Source organism: Vibrio halioticoli NBRC 102217 (assembly GCF_000496695.1).
GTDB classification, from domain to species: Bacteria; Pseudomonadota; Gammaproteobacteria; order Enterobacterales; family Vibrionaceae; genus Vibrio; species Vibrio halioticoli.
This window is the reverse complement of sequence record NZ_BAUJ01000029.1, coordinates 15,443-42,068: the sequence shown is the minus strand read 5'-3', so window position 1 is coordinate 42,068 and position 26,626 is coordinate 15,443. Positions and strand designations below refer to the sequence as shown.

Annotated in this window: 24 protein-coding genes and 1 pseudogene; 16 read left to right on the top strand and 9 right to left on the bottom strand. The window is 40.0% G+C overall.

Annotated features, from left to right (window positions below; all coding sequences use genetic code 11):
• Positions 1-73: 73 nt before the first annotated feature.
• Complete coding sequence (locus VHA01S_RS10095) at positions 74-1,822, bottom strand: DUF262 domain-containing protein (protein WP_023404259.1); 1,749 nt, start codon at positions 1,820-1,822, stop codon at positions 74-76.
• Positions 1,823-1,983: 161 nt separating this feature from the next.
• On the bottom strand, positions 1,984-2,451 hold the full coding sequence (locus tag VHA01S_RS10090) for an ASCH domain-containing protein (RefSeq protein WP_023404258.1): 468 nt from the start codon (positions 2,449-2,451) through the stop codon (positions 1,984-1,986).
• 556 nt (positions 2,452-3,007) lie between these two features.
• Here VHA01S_RS10090 and VHA01S_RS18110 point away from each other — a divergent pair.
• A pseudogene (locus VHA01S_RS18110) lies at positions 3,008-3,979 on the top strand (IS110 family RNA-guided transposase).
• Between the two features lie 378 nt (positions 3,980-4,357).
• Here the strand turns inward: VHA01S_RS18110 and VHA01S_RS10080 are convergent.
• The 3 genes from VHA01S_RS10080 to VHA01S_RS10070 all read right to left on the bottom strand — a co-directional run bounded on the left by VHA01S_RS10080 (position 4,358) and on the right by VHA01S_RS10070 (position 7,404).
• Positions 4,358-4,885, bottom strand: a complete 528-nt coding sequence (locus VHA01S_RS10080) for a hypothetical protein (RefSeq protein ID WP_023404256.1) — start codon at positions 4,883-4,885, stop codon at positions 4,358-4,360.
• 603 nt (positions 4,886-5,488) lie between these two features.
• Positions 5,489-6,532 carry a DUF1254 domain-containing protein gene (locus VHA01S_RS10075; protein WP_023404255.1) on the bottom strand — a complete coding sequence of 348 codons (1,044 nt, stop codon included), beginning with the start codon at positions 6,530-6,532 and terminating at the stop codon, positions 5,489-5,491.
• 395 nt (positions 6,533-6,927) lie between these two features.
• Complete coding sequence (locus tag VHA01S_RS10070; protein WP_156916967.1) at positions 6,928-7,404, bottom strand: hypothetical protein; 477 nt, start codon at positions 7,402-7,404, stop codon at positions 6,928-6,930.
• A 595-nt stretch (positions 7,405-7,999) separates the two neighbouring features.
• Here VHA01S_RS10070 and kduD point away from each other — a divergent pair.
• The 4 genes from kduD to VHA01S_RS18660 all read left to right on the top strand — a co-directional run bounded on the left by kduD (position 8,000) and on the right by VHA01S_RS18660 (position 10,345).
• Positions 8,000-8,761 (top strand): 2-dehydro-3-deoxy-D-gluconate 5-dehydrogenase KduD, encoded by a 762-nt coding sequence (gene kduD / locus VHA01S_RS10065; RefSeq protein ID WP_023404253.1) that lies wholly within the window; start codon positions 8,000-8,002, stop codon positions 8,759-8,761.
• A 54-nt stretch (positions 8,762-8,815) separates the two neighbouring features.
• Complete coding sequence (locus VHA01S_RS10060; protein WP_023404252.1) at positions 8,816-9,451, top strand: RpiB/LacA/LacB family sugar-phosphate isomerase; 636 nt, start codon at positions 8,816-8,818, stop codon at positions 9,449-9,451.
• Between the two features lie 163 nt (positions 9,452-9,614).
• Positions 9,615-9,971: a response regulator gene (locus VHA01S_RS18665; RefSeq protein WP_023404251.1), complete on the top strand. Its 357-nt coding sequence runs from the start codon at positions 9,615-9,617 to the stop codon at positions 9,969-9,971.
• A 17-nt stretch (positions 9,972-9,988) separates the two neighbouring features.
• Positions 9,989-10,345 carry a hypothetical protein gene (locus VHA01S_RS18660; RefSeq protein WP_240432766.1) on the top strand — a complete coding sequence of 119 codons (357 nt, stop codon included), beginning with the start codon at positions 9,989-9,991 and terminating at the stop codon, positions 10,343-10,345.
• Positions 10,346-10,434: 89 nt separating this feature from the next.
• On the opposite strand, the gene curA is transcribed toward VHA01S_RS18660, so the two are convergent.
• Complete coding sequence (gene curA, locus VHA01S_RS10050) at positions 10,435-11,463, bottom strand: NADPH-dependent curcumin/dihydrocurcumin reductase (protein ID WP_023404249.1); 1,029 nt, start codon at positions 11,461-11,463, stop codon at positions 10,435-10,437.
• Positions 11,464-11,698: 235 nt separating this feature from the next.
• Between curA and VHA01S_RS10045 the strand changes: the two genes are divergently transcribed.
• The gene (locus tag VHA01S_RS10045) at positions 11,699-11,914 is read left to right on the top strand and encodes a hypothetical protein (protein WP_039970632.1); all 216 of its coding nucleotides are present in this window, start codon (positions 11,699-11,701) and stop codon (positions 11,912-11,914) included.
• Positions 11,915-11,935: 21 nt separating this feature from the next.
• Here the strand turns inward: VHA01S_RS10045 and VHA01S_RS10040 are convergent, their stop codons facing one another.
• Positions 11,936-12,271 (bottom strand): DUF4156 domain-containing protein, encoded by a 336-nt coding sequence (locus tag VHA01S_RS10040; RefSeq protein ID WP_039970622.1) that lies wholly within the window; start codon positions 12,269-12,271, stop codon positions 11,936-11,938.
• A gap of 174 nt (positions 12,272-12,445) precedes the next feature.
• Here VHA01S_RS10040 and VHA01S_RS10035 point away from each other — a divergent pair, with 174 nt between their 5' ends.
• Positions 12,446-12,970 carry a GNAT family N-acetyltransferase gene (locus VHA01S_RS10035; RefSeq protein ID WP_023404245.1) on the top strand — a complete coding sequence of 175 codons (525 nt, stop codon included), beginning with the start codon at positions 12,446-12,448 and terminating at the stop codon, positions 12,968-12,970.
• Positions 12,971-13,026: 56 nt separating this feature from the next.
• Here VHA01S_RS10035 and VHA01S_RS10030 read toward each other — a convergent pair whose 3' ends face one another.
• The gene (locus tag VHA01S_RS10030; RefSeq protein WP_023404244.1) at positions 13,027-13,560 is read right to left on the bottom strand and encodes a dihydrofolate reductase family protein; all 534 of its coding nucleotides are present in this window, start codon (positions 13,558-13,560) and stop codon (positions 13,027-13,029) included.
• A gap of 408 nt (positions 13,561-13,968) precedes the next feature.
• Between VHA01S_RS10030 and VHA01S_RS10025 the strand changes: the two genes are divergently transcribed.
• The 7 genes from VHA01S_RS10025 (at position 13,969) to VHA01S_RS18105 (ending at position 21,639) form a co-directional block, all read left to right on the top strand.
• Positions 13,969-14,781: a LysR family transcriptional regulator gene (locus VHA01S_RS10025; RefSeq protein ID WP_023404243.1), complete on the top strand. Its 813-nt coding sequence runs from the start codon at positions 13,969-13,971 to the stop codon at positions 14,779-14,781.
• A gap of 105 nt (positions 14,782-14,886) precedes the next feature.
• Positions 14,887-16,029: a DUF3179 domain-containing (seleno)protein gene (locus VHA01S_RS10020; protein ID WP_023404242.1), complete on the top strand. Its 1,143-nt coding sequence runs from the start codon at positions 14,887-14,889 to the stop codon at positions 16,027-16,029.
• Between the two features lie 45 nt (positions 16,030-16,074).
• Positions 16,075-17,361, top strand: coding sequence for an anaerobic sulfatase maturase (locus VHA01S_RS10015; protein ID WP_023404241.1), 1,287 nt, complete (start codon positions 16,075-16,077; stop codon positions 17,359-17,361).
• A gap of 188 nt (positions 17,362-17,549) precedes the next feature.
• Positions 17,550-19,205, top strand: coding sequence for a sulfatase-like hydrolase/transferase (locus tag VHA01S_RS10010; RefSeq protein ID WP_023404240.1), 1,656 nt, complete (start codon positions 17,550-17,552; stop codon positions 19,203-19,205).
• 688 nt (positions 19,206-19,893) lie between these two features.
• Positions 19,894-20,163, top strand: coding sequence for a metalloregulator ArsR/SmtB family transcription factor (locus tag VHA01S_RS18795; protein WP_023404239.1), 270 nt, complete (start codon positions 19,894-19,896; stop codon positions 20,161-20,163).
• Entirely contained in the window at positions 20,160-20,795 is a 636-nt protein-coding gene (locus tag VHA01S_RS17825) for an SdpI family protein (RefSeq protein WP_052029610.1), read from the top strand. Before VHA01S_RS18795 ends, VHA01S_RS17825 begins: the two co-directional genes overlap by 4 nt.
• A gap of 682 nt (positions 20,796-21,477) precedes the next feature.
• Positions 21,478-21,639 carry a CCGSCS motif protein gene (locus tag VHA01S_RS18105; protein WP_023404238.1) on the top strand — a complete coding sequence of 54 codons (162 nt, stop codon included), beginning with the start codon at positions 21,478-21,480 and terminating at the stop codon, positions 21,637-21,639.
• A 487-nt stretch (positions 21,640-22,126) separates the two neighbouring features.
• On the opposite strand, the gene katE2 is transcribed toward VHA01S_RS18105, so the two are convergent.
• Positions 22,127-23,578 carry a catalase KatE2 gene (gene katE2 / locus VHA01S_RS09995; RefSeq protein WP_023404237.1) on the bottom strand — a complete coding sequence of 484 codons (1,452 nt, stop codon included), beginning with the start codon at positions 23,576-23,578 and terminating at the stop codon, positions 22,127-22,129.
• A gap of 561 nt (positions 23,579-24,139) precedes the next feature.
• Between katE2 and VHA01S_RS09990 the strand changes: the two genes are divergently transcribed.
• On the top strand, positions 24,140-25,042 hold the full coding sequence (locus VHA01S_RS09990; protein ID WP_023404236.1) for a homocysteine S-methyltransferase family protein: 903 nt from the start codon (positions 24,140-24,142) through the stop codon (positions 25,040-25,042).
• Positions 25,029-26,564 carry a BCCT family transporter gene (locus VHA01S_RS09985; RefSeq protein ID WP_052029609.1) on the top strand — a complete coding sequence of 512 codons (1,536 nt, stop codon included), beginning with the start codon at positions 25,029-25,031 and terminating at the stop codon, positions 26,562-26,564. The genes VHA01S_RS09990 and VHA01S_RS09985 overlap by 14 nt, the downstream gene beginning before the upstream one ends.
• The last annotated feature ends 62 nt before the right edge of the window (positions 26,565-26,626 follow it).

Below are 26,626 nucleotides of genomic sequence, written 5' to 3'. Positions count from 1 at the left end.
TAAAAAATTGCTTCAAAGCAATAAGGCCGAGCATTTTAGTCCTTGTTCAATTCTTTGTTATGCTTCGGTTACGCTAGACTTCTAAACTCCACTCTTGCAAAGCAAAATCAATGAGTACTTTTTGTCGACTAGATACAGAACTTCCAGTCCAAAGCCCATCTTTCAAATATGATTCCAGCTCATTCTGAGACTTGAAAGGTGCTCTTAAAAAGTAACCTGTATTTTTACTATCAAAATCTAAATTACCTTTACTAGAATTTGCACTTAATGGGTCGATAGTCAAATTCCCTAAGTTATGTAAAAAGCTCTCCTCAAAATCCTCATCAACTTCTGGAAGGATGGATACATCATTTACAACACCTTTTCTAGGATTTTGTGAGGCAATATGCTCTATCGACAGCTTAAGTTTAGAGTTGCTACTAGTTAACTCATGTTCTGACATTGGAGATGCTTTCGGCTGCATAGTAGTTCGTAAGTAATTTTCATATTTCCAGAAGAAATAGTTTAAGTCTTTACTATTAATCCATTGATAAAGATCAGGGTATGAAAGATTAGTCCTAAATGACTTATCATCACAATACCTTTTCGTTGAATTCAAAATTTCAATGAAAAGCTTACTGAAGTCTCCTGAAAAATCTCTTGCTAAAGAAAAGAATTTTGTTTGACCCGTATTGCCTCGATTTTGATTAATTGCATACACCCTAAAACTAAAACAAACGAGAAGTCTGACCAACTTGAAAAACTGAATTTTATTTTCTGTTTCATCAAGCTTGTATGCTTTAATTAATAATGGCCAAAAATTACCAACTCGATTCAAAATCATCAACTCTCGGATTGATAGATTTTCAGATTTTAGAATCTCATGCACCGTATAAAACGTCTCTTTTAATTTCTGAGTGTAAGTGTTTATATAGGATAGTGCGCCAACATTACTCTCTGATGAAATCATTTGGTTTACGACATTTTTAACACCTTGTACATGGCTTTGATATTCTTTAGCCACCCAATTCTCATGACAAATAAAATGATATTGCAAAATTGAATCTTCATCAATTTTAGTACTAAACTGCTCATATTCTTTGTATATTTCGCTAAATCTTGTTCTTATTTTATTTAGCAACTCTTCAGGAACATCTTCTGAAGCAACATAACTACGATACATCATAAAACTCTTGATTTTCTCAAGATTAGTAAGCCCTTTGCCACGATCATTCGTTGTTTCAAAGATCAGTGTCGCTTCAGCTGTATCTTGCACTGAATACACTAAAACTCTCGAGTATTCGTCTAGTTTACATTTAAGCTCTTCAAGTTTTGGCTTTTCGAGTAAGTCTAATTTTTCCTTAAAGAATTGCTTCGCTTCATATAGGCGGCGTTGGGCAGGTGTCCGAATGAATGATTTCCCATCTTTACTTTCTAGGATGTAGCTATGGAAAAAGTCGTTATCTTCATCGAGAGCTCTTAGTTTGTATTGTCGGCGGTGTTTAACATAGGTTTCATATAGAAGATCTAAATCTTCCTCTTCTTCGTCAGAAGAAGCTAGTGACTGTAATTTTGAAATTAGGCAACTCATAAATATTATTATCGTCGTTAATCGCTGTTGTCCATCGACGATATCAATAAGTTTATAGTTTCCCTCTAAGCCTTTTTCTTCAAATAATACCGTTCCCAAGAAGTAGCTTCTTCCTAATTTTTGATTGTGCAAGTCATCTAAAAACTCATTAAGTTGAGTTCCTGACCATGCATAAGCCCTTTGGTACTCAGGAATATTAAAAATAGTCCTACCATCAAACAAGTTTGATAGTGTTTTTTCTCCATTATCCAACTGAATATCTCCTAATATTGATATATGTGCCGTAGAGGCATAACGCTCATTTAAGTGGTGAGTAGCATGGCATAGACTTTGGCGAAGCCAAAAATGCCATGCGTTGCAAATCCGTCTTGAAGTGTTTGTTATACAATTTTTCAACCCATTGAGCTAAAAGTTTATTTCCAAACAACTTCAAAAAATTCAGTGATAATATGAGATTCATCTATATTTTCAATATTCCAAGATGCTAAATAAGGGCTGAAAAATTCGATATGAACCTTTCTCCAATACTCTAGACTTGAGTCACCCTCACCCTCTGCAATTGCTACATACTCAGGTACGCTTTTGAATTTATGAATCTCGACATTAACTGTTTTTAAAATTAACTTAGGTTTATTTTTACCATCTAGCACAATCCAATAATTACCAACTTTTGGTAATGGATCACCTGTTATTTCAAAATCTTCAACAAGACTACTACCTGCTGTCTTTTTACCTGAAAGGTAAAGACTAATTAAGGCATCGGTAATTTCCAAATTACCTGCTGGGTTAGCTTCGACACAATAATCAGTCAACACATCAGATTCTGGTAATGAATTCAGATATTCATTCCAATATTTAACTTCCATTTCTGTTAGATCCATTAATTACTCCTGTTCGATGAACTCGTGCTATTGCATAACGCCAAGCTAAGCTACGAGAAACCGAGTGCCATAATGAAGCGAAGCGAAATCGGCACGCATTTACGAATCAGATTAAGCGCCTTGTATGGAGTTTTAGAATACTTACTCTGATTTAAGTGTGCATATGAATAAGTCAAATCTAAGCCAAAATATAGAAAATTAGACACTAATTATTTTCTGGACTGTAAGTAGAATCACAAACTGTACACTTGAAATACTTCACTTCAGTTTCATTACGTTCCTGATGGGCAGAAAGTAATATTGTTTATACAAAAATAAGTAATTTATAGTGCCAAGTTTCTCGACTAGCTAATTGCTACTTTACTTCATTTTCGACAAGGCGACGGTGCTCAGTTACCTGATTACACTGTGAGCAATGCAAATTAGTGGTTTGTTTTGAACTCATCTATATTACCTTATTTATTAATTGTACGCATAATCAACTAACGAATGACATAGATTCCCCCTACCGAGAATATGCCACACTTATGTGGTACTGAATTGCACTGGAGGTTCCATGTCTAACTATGCTTATTTCTGCGGTATCGAGCTAGCTAAAAATCATTTTAGTCTTCATGCTGTAGACCAAAATGGTAAAGTCATTCTTCATAAGTCAGTAACCCGAACTAAACTATTGACTACAATAGCAAATATGCCGCTCATGCGTATAGGTGTTGAAGCGTGTGATGGTGCACAATATTGGCAAGAACACTCAATAGACTGGGACACGATGTTCGTATTATGGCTGTTAAATATGTGCTCCCATCAAACTAGAAGAAAGAATGATGCTGTTGCTATATGCGAAGCAGTTCAGCGCCCTCAACTTATTTCGTACCTGTTAAATCTAGGGATATTATCAATGTATAGAATGAAAGCATTGGGTTCGTGAGCGTACCGCACTTATGAACCGTATACATGCCTTGCTTTCTGAGTTCGGGTTAGTCATACCCGTTGGTACTCTCCATTAATGAAGAATGCTCCCTTAATGCTAGAGAATGCAGAAAACGAATTGTCATACCTTGCGAGAACAGTGATCGCGGACGCGTATAATCACCTATGCGAATTGAATTAACTTATCGTCGATACAGAGCAAGTCTTCGAGTCATTTGCTAAGGTGAGTGACAATGTTTAGTGAGTAATGAAAGTTTGAGCTATTGGCTCTTAAACCGCTACAGCGGTACTAGCTTTAATAGACAATGGGTCGCATTTTGATAAAAATCACGATTTCTCCGCTTGGTCAGGTTTGGTTCCTAAGCAATATTCCAAAGGCGGAAAACCTCGGGTACGCCGGATCACGAAACATGGCGACAAATACTTGCGAACGTTATTGGTCCACGGTACAAGAATTGCGATTGCCAACCTTGGCGATAAACAAGATAGGTTAAGTCTGTGGTGTAGAGGCGTTCTAGAACGGTGAGGAATGAACCGAGCAATCGTGGCTTTCGCAGTGAAAAATGCTCGAATTATATGGGCACTTCTACACAATTAGACAGACTATGAAAACTATGCAGCTTAAGTTACAGTTCTAAGCTGAATAATAAGCACAAACCTGAGCTATACACTAAAAATACATAGTGTGAGGCTTACTAAGCGTTGTTGACCAAATCAGGTAAGGGGTGCAATTATCCTACGGAACTTCTCTGCTAGTTTTTAATAGGTGTACCTATTCCCCTGTGCATCCATTGGTAGAATCTCAACACAGTCTTCAACTTTTCAGAAGTTATCTGTGGAGCTATCTGCATAACTAATGCGTTTGAATGGAAATCCACAGAACCTTTTACAATTTTTACCTATCCTATATATTTTTATCTTAGTGGTTGTTTTTCTGAGCTAGTACCTCATATGTAACATTTAATATTAAATTTTATTATAATGCATTTCTTCTTCGTTGATTATTTTTGTTCTTAACTTGAAGTTCCTTATTACATATTTTAATGGCATCTGTATATGCTTTAGTAAATCCAGTTGCAGGATATGAATAACCATTAATATTGACTGTTTTTTGTTTTTTAAAATGTTCTATAACGAATTTTTGACCTGCTTTAGATACTGGTCTAAATCTAACGCTTTCTAATTTAATATCCTGACCATCCACAGTGATTAATTGTGTATCTTCCACAGAACTATAGACTGGATAGGGGTTCAAGGCATTAAAATTAAATTTATGTGTGTTATTACAAGATATGTCCATAGATAAGACAGTATCTCCATAATAATGTTCTTTTGGAATTTGCTCTACATGTAAGCTAATACTTTCTATATTAAGCAAGTCGTTGTAATAATCTGTTTTCCATGTTGGTGCTTTAACATTTATACCTTCTGGCTTCCAGAATGGTGTACTTGCAGTTGCCATAGGCGTAACTAGTAGTACTGATAGTAGTGTAAGTTTGTTCATGGTAGCTACCTTTATGTGAATTAAATAATTTCTGCTAACAGTGCTTTTGTATCATTTTTGAATGTTAGTTCTTGTTATTTTTAAGGAATAGTTTACTCAGTTGATAATATTTTGATTTCAGTTTGCTCATCAAATATTGAAGTAGTGCAGTATGAGTATTTTCAGCACTAAGTTAAAAAATTGCGTTTTATGATAGAGGAACTAATTTAGAATGGGTTAGAGACATCTATTCCCTTATGTAATATGGTGTTTTTCCGAACAAATGGAATTTCCAGATGGCGACTATTTATGTTCATACCTCATTTTTAAGGTCATTATTATTTAATAATTAACATATAGGTAGTTTTAGACTTTGCTATTATTATTTTAATTTAAATAATTGTCGTTTAGTAAACATATCACATAAATAAGAACTTTACGTATGTGAATCTTTATTTTTCATTATGATAATGCTTACCTGCGATATTGTCGTAGGATATTAAATTAAAATATGAAATCAGCCTATTTTTTAATCATATCTGATTGAAGAATAGGCTGATTTATTAGTGGAAGCCGACAACAATAGTAAAGGCATTTTTATTCAGAAAATTTAACCAATCGTCACTATTTCACCGGCTTAATACCTTTACTCGGATCAATCCCCTTATACAAAAACTCAGTAGTAGGCGCATAGTGACGCACTAGCACGTTCCATTTTTGACCGTCTTTTAGGCCATCCAACGGAATATTGTTCGCGCCGTATTTTTCTTCGTCACATCCAAAGTACACAGTGTAGGTGCCGTCTGCATTTGGTTGGGCTACACCGCTGTTAGCGCTTGCATCATCGTTGAACATGAAGCCATCTTCGTTATATACGGTAAATGACCAGAAGCCTTTGTTTTTTGGGTCTTCAAATGTCACTGAGTGGCACTGGGTCGATTCAAAGTTTGGTGAGTATTGGTAAATATTGTCTTTGAATGTTGCTCCGCCCCATCCGTACGCTGCGCCTTGGATACGTTTTTCGGCGGTTGTGTATTCACCAGTACCAAACATCTTCTCTGAGTCAGCCACACCTTCAGCGGCGATCTCCGTTAAAATCACTTTCTTCACTGGCTCAAGCTTTGCGGCGAGAGTAGGTAAGTCGTAGCCACCATAAATTGGGTAGTCGTCTTTTGAGCCTGCGGTGATAACTAGCTGGTCTTGTAGCTTGTTAAGTTTGGCTATTTCTTGTTTGTCATGAATATTTGGTAGATAAGCTCGAACCACCACGAACATGAATTTTGTCGAGTCTGGCACTTCTAGGGTTTCATTACCCTTGGTGTAAACCATGTCAAAAGTTTGGTGGTTTTCATCGGTAAACTGCACCATTACAAAGCGGTCGCCAAAATCAGGTAGTGTCAGTGTGGCGCCTTTTTCTGTATCAATGACCGCTGTCGAGTAAATAGTGTCGCGGTTCATACGTACGATAGGCTGGTCTTCAGTTAACGGCGGAGTGCGAAAGTGTCTCCAGCTGTTGACGCCATCAGTTGCTTTAGCTTCAGTGACTGCAAAATACTTAGAGGTTTCTGCTTGAATATAGTTGTCTCGGCTAATGTTTACTTCAGCAGATGCCATGTTTGACAGGCCTAAGATGCTTACTGCGATTGGTGCTAGTAGAAACTTTTTCATCTATTCAATACCTCAATTCGTTCTAAGTAGGATGCAACCACTGTTGGTATTTTCAATATAGTAGTTGATTCAAATTTTATGCTTATCAATGAACTGCAATCATTGTCTTAGCAAGTACGAATGAGTTTATGGCGTACTGAGGGTAAGCACCAATGTCTATTTTTAATACCAATAATAACCTGCATGCATATCATTGATTTAGTGGTGGTTGTTTTTTGTATATCACTAATTAAAGAAACAAGCGTATTTATAGGTCACGAATTGGCTTAGATTACAATGTTTAAACGAGGTTGTTGGCTAGCCATATCTTTGATTGACAGAGCTTTGCTTAAGCTCTGTCAATTGAGGTGTTGTACTTATTCTTTAAATTCGGGGGGATAACGTTAACTTGCAACTTAATTTGTCGGGTTAACCATAGCAAGTACGTTGGCTAACCATTCTTCGTTATTTCTAGAGTAGCCATATATAGAGCTGTCTACATGGGTAGTGTTTTCATCTAGGTGTATGTACTTTCTAACTTCACCAGTACTATCGTAGGTTTCAAGAACGTTGCCAGTATTACTATAAACGATGGTCACTTCTGTCCCTGCAATACTATCTAACGCTCCAGTGCCCAACATAGGCCTTGTAATAATCACACGGTTAAAATCAATGGCCCTGTTATCGTTGTCACGTACGACGGAAGAAATTATGCCTCTATCGGCGCTGTTTACATAATTAGAAATAACCTGTTCATCATCGGCAACATTACCGTCATTAAATTTAATCACAGTGTTGCTTTCAGTTTTCAATATCTGAGTGCCATCAGAGAAGAACGTTAATCCATGTTCTAATGAAGACTGAAACGTTGCTTGAGCGACTGTGCTTGTCAAACCTAAACTTAATGCAGCCAATAACAGTACGGGCAGTCGTTTTCTTTTAATCATTCATTGATATCCTTTTGATTCATTGTAATCGGTGAAAGCGTTAGTAGCGCAAAGGCCTATAGGCGAATGTGACATCTCAGAGAGCGCAACATTGAGCACATGTTTACTTTGACCAAATCCTTTAGCATCACAATAAGAAGTTATATTCATACAATGAATATAATAGAGTGTGATTTATGTCTGTGGTATTAAATTTTTATTTTGATGATCAGTAGGTTGGGGTATGTCACAAAGTTTGTTGTGATTGTTGATCTGGCTTCCTATGAGTGAAGCACAGGTTAATCTATCAGAAACATCTGTTTCTGTTTTGTGCATCAAACCATTGTTGAAAAGAAGCTGATTAGACAAAAACACCCTTGTATTCTGTGGCTTTTACTCTACTTTTTTTCTTGTACACCTGTATAGGCTACCCACTTCCCCTCTTTGCTTGTTAAAAATAAAATAACGTTTCATTTATTGTTGAAATGCGGTTTCAAAAACTGATATAGTAGCCTTATTCGAGAGACACCCATTAAAAAAGCCACCATCTTGAGGACAACACATGATTCTGGATTCTTTTAGTTTGCAAGGCAAAGTCGCCATAGTGACAGGCTGCAATACAGGTTTAGGCCAAGCGATTGCGATTGGTTTAGCCGGCGCGGGATGTGATGTGGTCGGTGTTAATCGTTCAAGCTCATTAGAGACCAAGCAAAGTATTGAGCTGCTTGGTCGTAAGTTTATTGAAGTCCGAGCGGACCTTTCTAAGCTCGATGATATTCCCACTATTATTGAACGCACTGTGACTGAGTTAGGGCGCATTGATGTGTTGGTAAATAACGCTGGAATTATCCGCCGTAATGATGCCATTGAGTTTTCAGAACAAGATTGGGATGACGTGCTGAATACCAATTTAAAATCGGTGTTTTTTCTGTCTCAAGCAGTAGCAAAACAGATGATTGCTCAAGGTGATGGCGGAAAAATTATTAATATTGCTTCTATGCTTTCGTTCCAAGGTGGCATTCGAGTGCCTTCTTATACCGCATCTAAAAGTGCCGTTATGGGTTTAACACGCTCAATGGCAAATGAGTGGGCGAGTCATAACATTAATGTCAACGCCATCGCTCCAGGTTATATAGAGACCAACAATACTGATGCTCTACGTGCGGATGAAAAACGTAATCAAGAGATTTTAGACAGAATTCCAGCGGGTCGTTGGGGTAAGCCTGAAGATATTGCCGGCCCTTGTGTCTTTTTAGCCTCAGCCGCATCAAATTATGTTAATGGATATACCGTCGCCGTGGATGGCGGTTGGTTATCTCGTTAATTCAATACAATACGTTAAGTTAAAATTTACCGCAGTTGACTGCAGGAGTAACAAATGAAAATCGCATTAATGATGGAAAACAGCCAAGCCCCTAAAAACGCAATGGTAGCTTCTGAGCTAAATAACGTTGCTGGTGGTCTGGGGCACGATGTGTTCAATGTGGGTATGACTGATGAAAACGATCATCACCTCACTTACATTCACCTTGGTATTATGGCGAGCATCCTTCTTAACTCAAAAGCAGTAGACTTTGTGGTAACAGGTTGTGGAACAGGCCAAGGTGCATTGATGTCAAGTAACCTACACCCAGGCGTTGTGTGTGGTTACTGTCTAGAACCGTCAGATGCCTTCTTGTTTAACCAAATCAACAACGGCAATGCGATTTCTTTAGCTTTTGCTAAAGGCTTTGGTTGGGCGGGTGAGCTTAATGTTCGTTATATCTTCGAAAAAGCGTTTACTGGCGCTCGTGGCGAAGGCTACCCAATTGAACGTGCGGCGCCGCAACAAGCAAATGCAGCTATCTTAAATCAAGTAAAATCAGCAGTTTGTAAGGACGTTGTTTCTTCACTGCGTGCAATCGACCAAGAGTTAGTAAAACAAGCCGTAGGCAGCACTCAGTTCCAAGAGTGTTTCTTCAATAACTGTCAAGATGCAGACATTGAACAATATGTTCGCTCTCTTATCGATTAAGATAAACACACACTTTATGTGATTTTCAAAACACATGTGCTTATGGTGCATGTGTTTTTTGTTGGTTTAATTGTGAGCAAATCGTAACTTTTTCATACTATTTTTGCCCCTGATTTTCCTAGTCTTTAGGATGAAAGATTGAACGAAAATAAAGGAAGGTGGCATGAAGTGCGCAAAAACAATAACTTGTAGTGTGATATTTCTTATTGCGGGCTGTCAAAGCATTCCTGTCTATGTCCCTGATCATACCGTTTTCGTTGATGGTGATACGCTAGTTTATGATGGCATGATTTCAGGAGAGGCAGTGCTTGAAGCATTGCGAGCAGTCCGAGAAAGCAATACACCAGTGAAAAAGCTCACTATCACCAGTCAAGGTGGTGACATATCTGCAGGCATAGAATTGGGCTTCTTTATCAAAGAGCAAAACTGGGATGTGGAAGTGAGTTATGCTTTTCTGCCTGCGCTAACTATGTGCTTCCCGCCGCCAAAAGCCTCACTATTGATGCGAATTCGCTGCTAGGTTGGCATGGCGGCGCAATGCAATCCGATGAATTTTGGGCTAACAGCATACCAAAGAGCTCGCGCGCGGTATTTATGGATTATATTTCTATACTGCGAGAAAAAGAAACGCGATTCTTTAACGCTGTCGGCGTTGATCAGAAGATCACTACCTATGGACAAACCACAAAAAACAGCTGCCAACTGGCGCAAAAAACTGATGGCTGGTATTACTCTGTGGAAGATCTAAAGCGAATGGGGATTAAAAATATCACCATTAAAGGCGATGGCTTGAAGAGTGAAATTGAATACGCCAACGACAGTACCAATAAAACAGATCCTACGGCTCATAAGATAAAGTCTTGTTTGTTGGAGAATGTGTTTGAAAGTGGCTGATTTAACTTATTTTTAGCTCAAGGTTAAGGCCAGTTGTAGCCATAGTGATTAACCTTGAGCTAAGCAATACCATTGCCGAGATAGAGCAATTAGATAGGTTGGTTAGTTTGCACCACTAACTTACCAAAGTTTTTACCTTCAAGTAGTCCGATGAAGGCTTGCGGGGCATTTTCTAATCCTTCGACTAGATGCTCTTTGTAGGTGATTTTGCCTTCGCTTAGCCATGTCATCATTTGCTGTGCAAATTCAGGGTAGCGATGGCCGTAGTCATCAAAAATGATAAACCCTTGCATCTTAATGCGTTTTACTAATAGTTGTCCCATCAGCGCTGACATTCTATCTGGACCATCCGGCAGAGAGGTGGCGTTGTATTGCGAGATTAAGCCGCATAAAGGAATGCGCGCACAGCTATTTAGCAAAGGCATAACGGCATCAAAGACTTTGCCGCCGACGTTTTCAAAATACACGTCGATGCCTTGCGTGCAGGCGTTAGTGAGTTGCTCGGCAAAATCATTGGATTTGTGGTCGATACAAGCATCAAAGCCGAGTTTATCAACCGCAAAACGGCACTTCTCTTCACCGCCAGCAATACCTACCACGTGACAGCCTTTGATTTTAGCAATTTGCCCGACCATAGAGCCGACTGCGCCAGTTGCTGCAGCTACCACGACGGTGTCTCCCGCTTTAGGCTGACCAATATCTAATAGCCCCATATAGGCAGTAAAGCCGGGCATTCCCATCACGCCAAGGGCAAATGATGGGTGCTCAGGATTCACTCCCAGTTTTACTAACCCTTGACCGTTAGACACGCCATAATCCTGCCATCCAGTGTATGCAAGTACCCACTCACCTACAACAAATTCGCTATTGTTTGACTGCGTAACCTGACAAACAGTGCCACCCACCATGACATCATCAATGGCAACGGGATCAGCGTAAGACTTAGCATCGCTCATTCTTCCGCGCATGTAGGGGTCGAGAGATAAATACACACTGCGCAGTAGCACTTCGCCCTCAGCGATTTTAGGTAATTCGGTGGTAACTAAACGGAAATTTTCAGGTGTTGGGGCACCTACAGGGCGAGAAGCTAATACAAGTTGGCGGTTGGTCGCTGTCATGGGCTTATTGTTCCTTTTATGAGTTGACCTTCTTTTTAAGTCTAGTCAGTGTAAACCATTTCACTGATGCTCGGGATAACAAAGAGGATAAAGTTAATTTATCGAATATAGATAACAACTTAGTGCTATTTTGATTGAGAGGATGTGTGATTAATTTAGTATGAATACTGGCAAGATTTATCGTTTTTCGAATGTAGAAAACCCGATGTCATACTTGAGCATAGAAGGATCTAAAGTGGCAACTAAAGCGTATAAAAGTCAGCTCAGAATTATTGTTGCGATGCTCATTGTCGCTTTTTTATCTATTTTCGGTCATATCATATTGTCTCCGGTATTGGCGAAATTTGGTTGGGTGGAATATATCGCTGCTGCAATTCCATTCACCATGATGGCGCTGTGTGTTTGGGCGGTAAGAGACGCAGCCAAAGCGCAAGACTCAGAGGAGAGTTAATGGCAATCTCGCGCTACAAAATTAAGGCTGCGGGCAGTAATAGGCCGTACCAATTAAGGTGGCTGATGTTTTAAAATAATGCGGGCTTAGTAAAACGACGGTATTGGCTTGTATTTTGTAGGCGTTATTTTTGATGTCATTGATGGCTCCGCGAACCAGCACATCATTGCCGTAAAACAGGTAAGAATACCAGTGCCCCTCATTGCCTGTGACTTCACCAACCCAGTCGCAGTTTTGAATTAACGGCGCATTGTTTGTCCTCACTTGTACCTGTTGCGCGCCATCTAGCAATGTATTGCTAGGGGTGGTACAAGCGGTCAAAACGACAGACAACAAGCATACCAAGATAAACTTCATCTAAATCTTTGATCCATTAGGAAATTAGTTAAATAAATAATAGGTGATGAGATGGGGTTGCGTAGAAGAATTTACCGAATTATCGTGTTTATTTCCAATCGCCCGCCGTTTGTTTGTGGTTTATTGAAACTTATGGTTTATTAAGACAGTCGCAAGCATCACAAGGCGCTTTTAGTGAATATTCAAACCCCTCGCCTCAGTTTGTCTCTATTAAGTGTAGAGGATTGGGCGATATTTCATGATTTACATACCAATCAAGAAGTCATGGCACTGTGTTATGACGTGCCAAGCATTGAAGAGCTTCAAGACAAGTTTAAACTGCGCACCCAGGCATGGACTAAGCAATCGACACATTGGTTGTGTCTTGTTATTACGGATAAACAAAGCAATGAAAAAGTGGGCGTAACAGGCTTTTGTTTGCAAGGTGATATTGCCGAAGTTGGTTACATGCTCCTGCCAAAATTTTATGGCTTAGGCTATGCTACGGAATCGCTTCGGGCTGTGATTGATTGGGCCAGTAAAACCCAAAATATAGACATGTTTACCGCTGTTGTTACCGAGGGGAACATCGCCTCTGAAAGAGTATTAACTAAAGCAGGCTTTACGCTTATTCGAACCATTGGCGATGCCTCGACGATAGGTAATCAACGCTATGCCGATCATATGTATTATTTGGCATTGGATGCCGAAGAAGCCTAACTCATAGTTACGTTTTTATAGAGAAATACACCCCAAATGACTCGTCTATATTGAGCTTATCGAAGGCGAAGGTAGCGGTTTTTTACCATATGATCCGCTAACCTTTGTGCCTGTATATGCTTAAATTGTAATGGCTTTTCAAGATTGCCAAATAAAGAAATTCCGCCGCCTAATAGCACTGGGATAGTAGTGACGATCAATTCGTCGATAAGGTCTTGGTCTAAAAAGCTTTGAACAGTTTTGCCGCCATCAATATAGAGATCTTTGTACCCCTGTTGTGCTAAATCACTAATGATTTTGTTCAGTTCTCCACTGACTAAAAACACCTTCTGTTGCAAGTTTTCAGGAATGGTTTTTAATGTATTGCTGAGTACAAATACCGGCTTATTATAGGGCCAATCAATACCAAAGCTCAGTACCATTTCGAAGGTATTACGCCCCATCACCAAAGCATCCACTCTATCCATAAAATCGGCAAAGCCGAAGTCCGATTGCTCAGGGTTCGGAACATCATGCAGCCAATCAATTTGGTTTTTTTTGTCAGCGATATAGCCATCTAGGCTAGTGGCAATGTAGACGATATTTGACATGTTTTGCTCTTGAAAATGGGTGAATAATTAAGAGTATAGGAAATCCTGTCAGTGCGAAACTTATGCCTGTTATTGGTTTTAGCATTGATGGGTGTCTCTATTTATTTTGCTCTGATCTTTGTTCTGTCTATTTGTCTTGTGCATGTGTTGTTTGAGGAAAACTGTTGCCATTTAAGGGGCGTTTAAATGTGCAATGGATATCGCTACAGAGTGGGTGTTCATACTAGTTTTTAACACATTTTCAGTGTGTTATGTGACATGTGTACGATTAAAGTTAAATCGTAATCAGTATCGATTCAACTAATGGGTATACTCTTTCAAGGTGCTAGTTATCTGCGTGCGGTTGCATTTGATGGATAGCCTAACAAAAAGCTTGGCATACGAATTCGAACACGGACGAGGAATTAGATGCTAGAAATTAAAATGCTAGATATGTTTCTTTTACTAATGGAAACCCGCTCTACTTCTGCCGCGGCTAAGCGCAGTGGTTTTTCACAGTCTTATGTATCTAAAATCTTAGGTCAGTTAAGAGAAGATTTAGACGATCCTTTGTTTATTCGAGATGAGAATGGGTTTAGCCCAACGGCGTATGCCATTGAAATAGAGCCAAGGGTAAGCGAAGCGTTAGCCGCTTTGCACAAGGCTGTCCAACCAAGGCTTTTTTCGCCAAAGAATATAGATACCATCACCATCCATATGATGGAGCCTTACATCATTGCTTATGGTAGGGATGTCATCAGCGCGATTCGTCAACACACTGACGCGCATATTGAATTGTTGCAATGGAATAAACAGAGTGAGCAGTTGATCCTTGATGAAGCGGTAGATATTGGTATCACAACAATGAATGGCAGAAACCAAGCCTTTCATGAGCAATATTTGCACTCTGGCACCGGTAGCATCATCGGCCACGAACAGGGTGAATTTGTGAAATATCTTGTGCCAGGATTCAATGATTACACCAATTTGTATCAACAGTTGGCGCCAAGGCTTGAGCCCTCGATTGTTGTGGATAATCAAGTGCTTCTGACGCAGCTAATGGATGAGTATCAGACCTTGCGTTATCGGGTTTGCGATCCCACTAAAACCCCAAAAATTAAGCTTGATATGGCATTAGTGACCAAAGCGGCGATTAGACGCAGCGCCAAGATAAAATGGCTGACAACACTACTGCACCCCATTATCGAACAGCCTAGATCGGTCTCTGACTTATTTGACTAATCCTCACCCTCCTCAATCACTAATAGTGATAGTTGCTATTCCTGTGCTATGCCACAGTCTCGCCTTAGACTTAGCTCAAATATTAAGCAAAGCAGAGGTGGCAACATGAAAAAAGCAATTATGGTTTTGATAACGCTGAGTTTAGTGATTGGCGGGCTAGGTTCAGTCGCCTTGACCGAAGGTGGCCAGCTTATCAATATGCCTCGTGATTGGGTATTTACCTTGTTTCAATATAAGGGATTACTGACTGTTGCCATGCTACTGCTAGCTGTTGCTGCGCTGTGGTTGTCCACTCGCAACAAGGTGTTTAGCAAGATGGTGTTGTCGCTCTATGTGGTTTCAATTCTTGGCTGCACCTTTCTAATTAACTGGTTTGCACCTGATTTTTGGCTGCGCTCACAGCAACATAATGCAAGTTTTATGTCGGTCGAAGAAGCAGATTCGCGCTTGCAATCCAATGACGATGTTTTTGTTCTTGAGATTAACGGTGATGCGCGTGCGTACCCAAGAGATTGGATGCAATTGCCTCACATTGCTGGCGATGTGGTTGGTGGCGAAGATACGGTGATGACCTACTGCGCACTAAGTAACCTGCCGATGGCGTTTAATCCAAACATGAACGGTCAACCAACAGATTTTAAGATTATTGCGCAGGTACACAACAACCTTATTTTTACGGATCGCAATAGTGGCGAATTGATTCAGCAAGTGACGGCAACGGCTGAATACAGTCAAACTGAACTGGAACAATACCCGGTGCAGCGTATGCCTTGGGAGTCGTTTAAAGCTTTGTACCCAGAAGGGCAGGTATTTAATTATGAGCCAGTGTTATACGACCATGTGACATTAAAGTTATTTGATAGCGCGTTAGAGCCTCATTATGAAGGCGAGCCAATGTTCCCGACCTTGAGCTTAGAAGACGATAGATTGGCAACCGGTGAGCAAGTTTGGGGTGTGCAGGTAGGCAATGAATCTGTAGCGGTGACCACAGAAGATTTTACCGAGAAAAATCAGTTGGTTGTTGAACTATCAAATCAAAAGATTCTTTTTGTGAATTATGAAGAATACCAAACCGTCGCTGCATATTTTGTTGATGACAGCCGTGACTGGGAAGTAACAGAGGTCGATCCCTACGGATCACATGCTTCAGGGAAACTTGAGCGCGTAAATTTATATTCAGGAATGCCGTGGATGGTTTGGAGTCACTGGTTTCCGGAAACACAATTAGTCAATAAACAAACTATTTAAAAGAATAATAAATTATTGTCTTTCTAGAAAATTTAAGAGGTAGTTATGAGTAATACTTTAAATTTTGTAAATAACGAATTTAACGGAAAAGAAATAAAAAGAATGCACATTATGGCGAAGCCAATTGGCGCCGTATGCAATATCGATTGTAATTACTGTTACTACTTAAGCAAGCAAGGTTTGTTAGATTATAAAAAAGGCTGCTCGCCAGAAATTAATGATGAAACATTAGAGCACTATATTAAAAGCTACATATCTTCTCAGAATGCATCGCAGATTATATTTTCTTGGCAGGGCGGTGAGCCTACTTTGTTGGGAGTGAGTTTTTTTGAAAAAGTGGTGGCGCTGCAAGCAAAATATCGCCCTAGCAATGTTGAAATTCTCAATGATTTGCAAACGAATGGGACGTTAATTGATGAGAAATGGTGTCAGTTTCTTAAAGCGAATAACTTTCTGGTAGGCCTGAGTATTGACGGCCCGCAAATGCTACACGATAGCTACCGCACCAATAAATCGGGGCGTGGAACCTTCAATAGAGTTATGCAAACCGTTGATCTGTTTCACCAACATCAGGTGCAATTTACCACACTGACTTGTGTGAATAATTTAACCAGTCGTAATCCTTTGCAGGTGTATCGTTTTTTACGTGATGAGGTACGCTCGCCTATCATGCAGTTCATTCCTATCGTCGAGAAAAAAGACTTTCGAGAGTGCGCTCCAGATTCAGCTAATAGTGATTCTTTCATTCCAAAACAAGGGGATAAGGCGCTTATTCCGGGGAATTCACGCTCAATTGTAGAGCCTTGGTGTGTTAGTGATATTGCTTGGGGTAACTTTTTGATTGCGATTTTTGATGAGTGGTACCAAAAAGATATTGGGCGTGTTCATGTGCAATATTTTGAAGCGATTCTTCAAGCCTGGTCTGGTGGTCAGAACCCAATGTGTACCTTAGGGCCCGTTTGCGGCAAGGGTATGGCGATGGAGCCTAATGGGGACATTTACACTTGCGATCACTATGTATATCCAGAATACAAAACCGGTAATATTTTAGAAGATGATCTTGCAACGTTGGCGTTTGGCAGTCAGCAGGCATTGTTTGGCTTAGATAAAATTAATCAATTGCCGGAAAAGTGTCAGCAGTGTGATTATCAGTTTGCCTGCTTTGGTGAATGTCCGAAAAACCGCTTTATAAAGACAGCAACAGGTGAAGCAGGTCTAAATTATTTGTGTGCAGGCTGGCATAAGTTTTTTAGTCATGCAGATAAAGACTTATCTCAAATACTTCGCACTCTTAAACAGCCAGTAGCAAACGGTAAATATATTCACGCCTAGCGATTATGTCTCATAATATTAATCATGGGACATAAAAATTAATCTAGTCGCAAATGGAATAGCCACTATCACTTAAATTAACAAGCATAAAATGCCAATATTCTATTGGTGTTTTGTGTGGTGATTATATACAGGGAATATTATATGTCACTTCAATATTAATATTTCAACTTGCAATAGGTATATAAATGATTATTTCAACAAATAAGCGGCTGAGTAACTTTAAACTGTTACCAATAGCCTTATCTATACTTCCTTTTACCGCAACGGCTAATTCAAACGTAGTCCATGATGCAGAATATTATATTCTTGAAGCGCAAAATGGAAAGGTTTGGGAAGTTGAAGATAAAGACTTAGACGCCAAACTTGCGGAGTTAGCAGAGGAGTATGGAACACCGCCCAATATTGTTCACTTTATGTGGGATGACCAACCTATGGGCGCGATTGGTGTCCCGGCTATTCAGCAATCGCGTGGTTACGATACGCCAAATCTAAATCAAATGGCTGATGAAGGAATGCTATTTAGCCGCATGTACACTGAGCCATCTTGCACGCCAACGCGAGCGGCAGCCTTAACAGGGCAGCATCCCATTCGAAATGGCATGTATAGAGTGGGTTTCCCCGTTGAGTACCATGGCATTTCAGAAGAGTCAGTGACAACGGCGAATATTTTATCCGATGCGGGCTATGCGACAGGCTTTTTTGGTAAGGCGCACCTTGGTGATATTGAAGAGTCTTATATGCATAACCAAGGTTTTGACGTTGCTTTTGCCGCGATTTATAACCAAGTTGCCAGTATTTGGAACGAACAAGGTGAATCCGCTAATGCGACCATAGGATTTAAAGATTCCGTACTAGCTCCCGATCCTTATCATTTAGATGATACCTATATGAGTGACGATATTGTGCTTTTTTATGAAGGACATAAGGGGCAACAAGCGAAAGAGTGGTGTGGTGTTTCGTTAGATTGTTATAACCAATTTGATCAAGAAGCAGAGCGAAGAGCTTTAGATTTTATCGAAACTAATGCCGCAGCCAAACAGCCGTTTTATGTTGCTTGGTGGCCACAGTGGGTTTCGTTTATTCCTGAACAGCAAAAATCATCTCGCCAGCGAGGCATAGTAGGGGATGCGTATCAGAATAACCTTGATCCATCGGCAGGCGCTTTGATGGATACATTGAAGAAAGCGGGCATTGAAGAGAACACCTTAGTCATTGCAATGGCGGATAATGGACCAATGACGCACAATCCACCTGCGGGATTAGGTATGGGAGAAGGCTTATTCCGAGGTGGTAAAGGAGACTTTACCGAAGGCGGAGTGCGAGTAACCGCTCAAGCATGGTGGCCAGGAATGATAGAACCAGGACAAACCGTTGGTGATATTATTCATGTGACTGACCTTTACACTACTTTTGCTCGATTAGGTAACGCGACAGAAAATATCCCAGATGACAGAGTGATTGATGGTATCGACCAAACCTCTTTGCTGATTAATGGTGATACGCATGGGCGTCGAGATTATGTTCATATTTATTCTGGAGACAAATTGGGTGCAACGGTCAAGAAGCATTACAAAATGCACTGGATAAATACCGACCCAACAGCAGCAAGTGGTATTGGCTCAACCTATTATGACCTGCTCAACGATCCAAGAGAGCAATCCCCACTGTTGGTAAACATGGTCATGCACGGCAATTCGTTTGCACGGATGAGAGAACGTCACGAAATGATGATGGAGAAATACCCGAACAAAAAAGCAGGCCAAGGACCAGCCTACACCGGCATGGAATTGCTGAATCCTGATACCAAGGAAATCAGCGAACCGCTTATTTTCATCGAGTAATACCGCAAAGGGCCACTTTATTATGAAGTGGCCCTTTTTAGTTAGCTTAATTTATCGAATTTTATCGAGACACCCATGATTTATGGCGCTGTTGTTTTGCCAAAGAATGAGTAAGGGGCCAACCGTCACTTAAGCTAGTTCTGTATGTTTACTCTTGGTTTTATGGTGGGTGTCCACGTTATTTTTCCAAGTCCCTACGATTAATTATTGTGGACACCCATGTTTAATGCTGCCTTTGTTTTATCGAGATACCCATGATTTATGGTGCCGTTGTTTTGCCAAAGAATGAGTAAGGAAGTAACCGTCACTTAAGCTGATTCTGTACATTTACTCTTGATTTTATGGTGGGTGTCCACGTTATTTACGTTATTTTTCCAAGCCCCTACGATTAATTATCGTGGACATCCATGTTTAATGCTGCCTGTTTTATCGAGACACCCATGATTTATAGTGCCGTTGTTTTGTCAAAGAATGGGCTGGAAGTGAAGCACCTTTGAAGATCACTAGATGCATTGATTTTGAATTTAATTATGGGTGTCCACATTATTTCCACACTACATCACGTTGCGATGGCTAAAAAGCAGCCTACACATCCGAAAATGAAACATTTGATTTAAAATTCAAGTATATACAGTGAACCTGCTCAGTTTGATAATTAGATGGTCATCTAATTATCAAACTGAAAATCATGCAAGATATCTTTGAAGCATTATCTGATCCCCATCGCCGTAAGATACTCGACATGCTAAAGCATGGTGAACTGTGCTCTTCTGACATTGCTAGTCAACTAGACATCACGCCAGCATCGGTTACTCACCATTTAAATAAACTCAGATCAGCCAATTTGATTATTAAGACAAGGAAAGGAAGGAATATCTACTACACGGTACACACCTCCTTAATGGAGGATGTTCTCACGTACATGTATTCATTAATTGATACTAAGGGCCTCAAATGATTAGAAATATCATATGCGCTGCAATTCTTTTTTTAATGTTGTTTATCAGCTATTTATCATACTCCTCACTGCCAGATATGCTGGCAATGCGATACACCTTAGATGGGGTGGGATACCAATATGTAACCAAAAACGTGGCGACAATATTTTTACCGACTACCTATTTGGCATGTATTCTCTTAACGATGCTGTACGTTAAACTGCGCCCAACAAAACTGAATTTAGATAATAGTACGTTCGCAACGAAAGAGGCCATTATTGCGATGGGTGTCTTAATGCTGGGTTATCACTACGCAAATCTTACGCAATACCATGAGATGGCTGAAAATATGGCAGGTTGTCAAACAAAGGTCTGTTCTATCGCATTATTTTTTATCATATCGAGTAATTTCTGGGGAAAGATAGAGCCCAACTATCTCTTTGGATGCAAACTACCGTGGACATTGGCCAGTACCAATAATTGGAGATTAACGCATAGACTCATAGCCAAAGTTTCAGCTGTGACTGGCACCTTGCTGTTATTAACTACCCTCATATATCCTAGCTTCTATATTTCTTTAGTCGCAATACTGCTATTTGTATTGATCCCATCTTGTTACTCATATTGGTTGTTTAGGTATCGAGGGATTTAACTGACTGAATGCTGATTTAAAAAATAATGCCAACCAAGTCTAGGTTGGCATTGTCATTTTTGTCTGTTAGATATGAAAAATTCAGATTGAAAAAAGAGAGACACCCATGATTTCTGACTCAGTCTCTTAGCCAAAGAGTGAGTTGTAGTGAACAACCTTTCAAGCCTTTTCGCTATGATCCACTTTTGATTGTTTATGGGTGTCCACATAACTCATTTTAAGGACTCATAGTTAAAACTTATTTTCCGAGACACTAAATACAGCACGATTCACTCTAACCACATTCGCAGTAATTGCGTCTAAATCTAGATGATGTTATCGATCTTTATGAGTAAAAAGTGTTCTTGTTTTACCCGTCGGAGATGAACATTTTGCGCAACAAGACATCAATTATTTCAGTAGCATATGAGTAAGAATTGGACACTTATCGTAAAGAAAATAAAGTCAACGTTGTCGCTGGAGTACTAATCGGAACAGAGGTGATTTCTATATGTGCGATACCCTGCCGAAGGTATGGCTGAGTCGTTCGAATTCTTTGATATTGGCAAAATAAAGCTTGATCTGAATCAAATACGATATAACATGTATTTCAGATGCAACTTATATGCATATTAAAAAATCATCATTCGTTTCTGCCATAACGTGTAGTGAATGAAAATTAATTAAAGAAGAGAACTATATTATGACATTTTCAGTGAAAAAATTATTTGCCAAAAAAGACGAGCAAGCAACAAACGCTGCACTTCAAACACAACAGAATACAGAAACAGATGCAAGTACTGAGAAAGAAGCGCCTAAGAAAAAACACGGTGAACCAGGTGTTTGTTGTGGTTCTTGCTCATAATTGCTAGCTGTTTGGCAGATTAAAGTGATAAACCAAAGCCATCTGGCTTTGGTTAGACTTTATGAGCAAAGGTAAAACAAATAGGTAAATTAATCGAGACACCCATAATCTTTAGCTACGTATCGTCACCAAGCTAATAGCTTCTAAATACCCGCAATTACACTATCATCCTCATTAAAAAACCATATAAATCATGTCCTTGAGTCGATACTGTCTCTGAGGTATAGCCAAATTTATTCCGCTTTAAATTATCCCCTTAGAGAATTAATCAAGACACCCACAATTTATTCCCCTAAATTTTTGCAAAACATCGAACCGTAAATCATCAAGTTCTACTTAAACACAAAAGCCCCACAAGTCAGAAACCTGCAGGGCTTGATCATTCATTCTAAAGATATAAATACCTTAGATTAGATCTATCACCATAGAAGCAAAAAGCTTTCTTCTAGGCTAAAGATCTGAAAGAGTTCTTCAAACATAAGACTCCTTATAGATTGATATCTTCGATGTTGATTTCCATCGCTTTAGCAAGACCTTCGCCGTAAGCTTTGTCTGCTTGTAGCGCGTGGTTGATGTGCTTGTGTTTGATTGGTAGCGATACGCCAGTCATAGCGCGCGCTGTGTTTTCAAACAAACGTTGTTGCTCATCAGCGGTCATGATGCGGAACAGGTTACCTGCTTGGGTAAAGTAATCATCATCTTCACGGTGATCCCAATGTGTCGCAACACCTTGTAGCTCAAGAGGTGGCTCAGAAAACTCAGGTTGTTCTGCCCACTCTTTGTGTTGGTTTGGCTCATAACCGATGGTTGAACCAAAGTTACCGTCAGTACGCATTGCGCCATCTCTATGGTAGCTGTGTACAGGGCAACGAGGTGCGTTTACTGGAATTTGATGGTGGTTTACACCTAGACGATAACGTTGAGCATCACCGTAAGAGAACAAACGACCTTGTAACATGCGGTCAGGTGAGAAACCAATACCTGGTACAACTGCAGCAGGGTTAAATGCAGACTGCTCAACTTCAGCAAAGAAGTTTTGTGGGTTTTTGTTCAGTTCAAACACACCAACATCATGCAGAGGGTAGTCGTCATGTGGCCATACTTTAGTTAGGTCAAATGGGTTGTAAGATACTGTTTCTGCATCTTTTTCTGGCATGATCTGAACTTGTAGATTCCATTTAGGGAAATCACCGTTCTCAATGCTTTCGTATAGATCTTTTTGATGGCTTTCGCGATCTTGACCAACTAGATCTTGTGCTTCTTGGTCAGTTAGGTTTTTGATGCCTTGCTGAGTTTTGAAGTGGAATTTAACCCAGTATCTTTCGTTGTCAGCATTGATGAAGCTGAACGTGTGGCTTCCGTAACCGTGCATGCAGCGGTAGCTTGCTGGAATACCGCGATCACTCATTACGATAGTGATCTGGTGGAGTGCTTCAGGAAGAGAAGTCCAGAAATCCCAGTTGTTTTCTGCGCTACGCATGTTAGTTCTTGGATCGCGTTTAACCGCATGGTTAAGATCTGGGAATTTTAGAGGATCACGCAAGAAGAACACAGGAGTGTTGTTACCAACAAGATCCCAGTTACCTTCTTCTGTGTAGAATTTTAGTGCAAAACCGCGAATATCACGCTCAGCATCGGCAGCGCCACGCTCACCTGCAACCGTTGTAAAACGAGCAAATAAGTCTGTTTTCTTACCAATTTCAGAGAAGATATTTGCTTTGGTGAATTTTGTGATGTCGTGGGTAACAGTGAAAGTACCGTATGCACCAGAGCCTTTTGCGTGCATACGACGCTCAGGGATCACTTCACGATCAAAATGTGCCAGTTTCTCTAGGAACCAAACATCTTGTAGTAGTTGAGGGCCACGTTTACCTGCAGTCAGTACATCTTGGTTATGAGCAACAGGGCAGCCAGCGGCAGTTGTCAGTTTTTTTGTCATAATCATTACCTTTATTGTTATAAGCGAAGCCAGTTTTAGCCATTAATGTAAACATAATTCACACAAATAGATAACCGACCAAGTATTGATACAATATATCATTATCGTTCGTGATTGTACGGTTTTTTGCGTTAATCCCACATAAAAAACATGGAAAGATTATAAATATAAACCATTGAAATATCAGTTTTTTATGGTAGATGCTATTTTTTATTCACCTAGTTTCTGAGTGTTAACAGGCATAAAGCCCTACAAAAAATACGTTTATTACAAAAGGTATTTTGTTGCATTTTTGTAATAGATCAAGGGGTTTTTTCAGTAAATTAGCGATTTTGTTAAAATTGAGACTTAGAGCGATTCTCGTTTGAGTTTTTATGTTTTATTTGTGATTATCTAACGTTTATTTTGTTGAAAAATTTGAATGATGATTGCTGTTGTTTGAAATAACGGCGTTTAACCTGAAATTTCTTCATGTTGCGCCTGAATGTATTTCACTATCTATAAGAGAGAAGTTTGTATTAAATATAAGGTTTCCAGTTAAAGTTGTATGGAACCTTCAAAATGAAAGATTTAACTATTCTCGATGGTGGTATGGGGCGAGAGCTAAAACGAATTGGCGCACCTTTTTCACAACCATTGTGGAGTGCTCAAGCACTTATCGAATCACCTCAGCATGTGTCCCAAGCCCACCAAGGTTTTGTGGATGCGGGAGCTCAAATTCTCACAGTTAACAGTTATGCGTGTGTCCCTTTTCATCTGGGAGAAGAGCTTTATTCAACACAAGGTTTTGAACTGGCAAAAAAAGCGTCTGAAATAACAAGAGAAGTTGCTGATAAAAGTGCGACAAAAGTGCTAGTTGCTGGCTCTATTCCACCTGCTTTTGGTAGTTACCGCCCTGATTTGTTTGAAGTTAATGAAGCTCGCGTTATTTCTCAAACGCTGTTTGATGCGCAAGACAAAAATGTAGATCTATGGCTGGCAGAAACCGTCGCGAGTATTGCTGAGTTTGAGATGATCAGTGAGGTGCTTTCAGCAACGGACAAGCCTTGTTATTACTCTTTCACTTTGCAAGATGACGCCTCAACAGAAGCAAAATTACGCTCTGGTGAATTAGTTGTTGATGCAGCCAAAGCCGCATGTAATGCCGGCGTTGACGGTATTTTCTTTAATTGCTCTGTTCCAGAAGTGATGGAAAAAGCCATTGCGATAACTCATAGCGTGATTAAAGAAACTGGCGTTGATGCAGTGATTGGCGTTTTTGCTAATAGCTTTACTCCCATTACAGAAGGGCATGAAGCCAACGATACCATTCAGTCAATGCGTGAACTCTCTCCGGCGGATTATCTAGAGCTTGCTAAATCTTGGTATCAAGCAGGCGCCACTATTATTGGAGGATGCTGCGGTATTCAACCTTCTCATATTGCCGCGCTAGCTAAATGGAGAGATGACAGTGAAGAATCTTAATTTTGGTTTAGCGATTCCTGCCATTATTCTCGTCATTGTTTTGCTGTTTGTTTCGGCTTTGTTTCCTGAACAATCCCAAGCAATGGCAGGTGGGGCGATGACTTTTGTGACTAACTGGTTTGGCTGGTTAGTTCAAATTGCCAGTTTAGCTCTGGTTGTCTTTCTACTTTGGTTAGCGTTTTCTAAGCACGGCAATATTAAATTAGGTGACGATAAACCTGAATACAGCAACTTTACCTACGGCGGCATGATTTTTACAGCCGGTGTTGGTGCGTCTCTGATTTATTGGGGTATCGGCGAGCCGATGTATTATTTGCAGGCTCCGCCTTTATTTGCTGAAGCTAATAGTTTCTCTGCCGCGGCGTGGGCGGTGACTTATTCAATTTTCCACTGGGGTATTACTGGTTGGTCAATTTATTGTTTCCCTGCGATTCCGTTTGCTTATGCATTTTACGTTAAAAAACAGCGTACTCTTAAGTTATCTACCTTGTGTGAATCGGTTGTAGGTACTAACCCTGTAGTGGCAAAAGCGATTGATTTACTGGCAATTTTTGGCACTTTGGCCGCGTTTGCTAGCTCTTTATCTTTAACGGTTACGTTGTTAAGTACTGGTGCAGCGGATCTTTTCGGTATCGAAAATGGCTTGTTGTTGCAAGGCGGCATCATCTTACTGTTTGTGGTGGTGCTACTGTGCGTAATGTTGGTGGGCTTCAACAAAGGTATCAGTAAAGTTTCAGACTATACGGTATTGATGGCGATTGGTTTTGCGTTGTTTGTGCTGTTTTCAACTAATCCGCAGTTTATATTGAACAACTTTACCGATTCACTTGGCGTGATGTTCGATAGCTATTTCAGAATGTCTATGTGGACTGACCCAGTACAGCAAAGTGGTTTCCCACAAAGCTGGACTCAATACTACTGGTTCTGGTATTACGCTTACCTCATCATGATGGGTTTATTCATCACTCGAATATCTCGCGGTCGTACTATTCGCCAAGTTATTTTGTCGACCATTTCTATGGGGTCGCTAGGTTGTGCTTTCTTTATCTCAATCTTTGGTGGCTATGCAGTTTGGGCGCAAATGTTAGGTGGATTACCTGTTCAACAATGGATGAGTGACGGTGGATTGACCTTTGCGGTGGTTTCATTGATTAAAACCTTACCGGCTAAATCGTTTATTTTAGGTCTGTTCCTCATTATTCAGTTCTTCTTGATGTTGACAACAATGTCGAGCGCCAGTGTGGCAACGGCAATGCTGACCACAAACAGACTTGAGCTTAATGGCGACCCGGATAATAAAGTGAAGCTATTGTGGGCAGGTGCGATTGCTTTAATTAGCTTTAGTGTTTTCTTAGCGGGCGGCGGCATTAACACCATTAAATCACTGTGTGTGGTGGCGGGATTACCAATGATGTTTATTTATGCCATTTTGGTTAAACATCTACTGCACGAGCTTGGAATATTGAAAACAGCAGAGCAAACTAAGCAGGCATTGTCTGTGCAGGAAGCTGCGACTGAGTAAGTTTATTTTTAAATAACGTTAAATTTAGAGCTTTAAATGACCGCCTCAATATTGCTTATTGT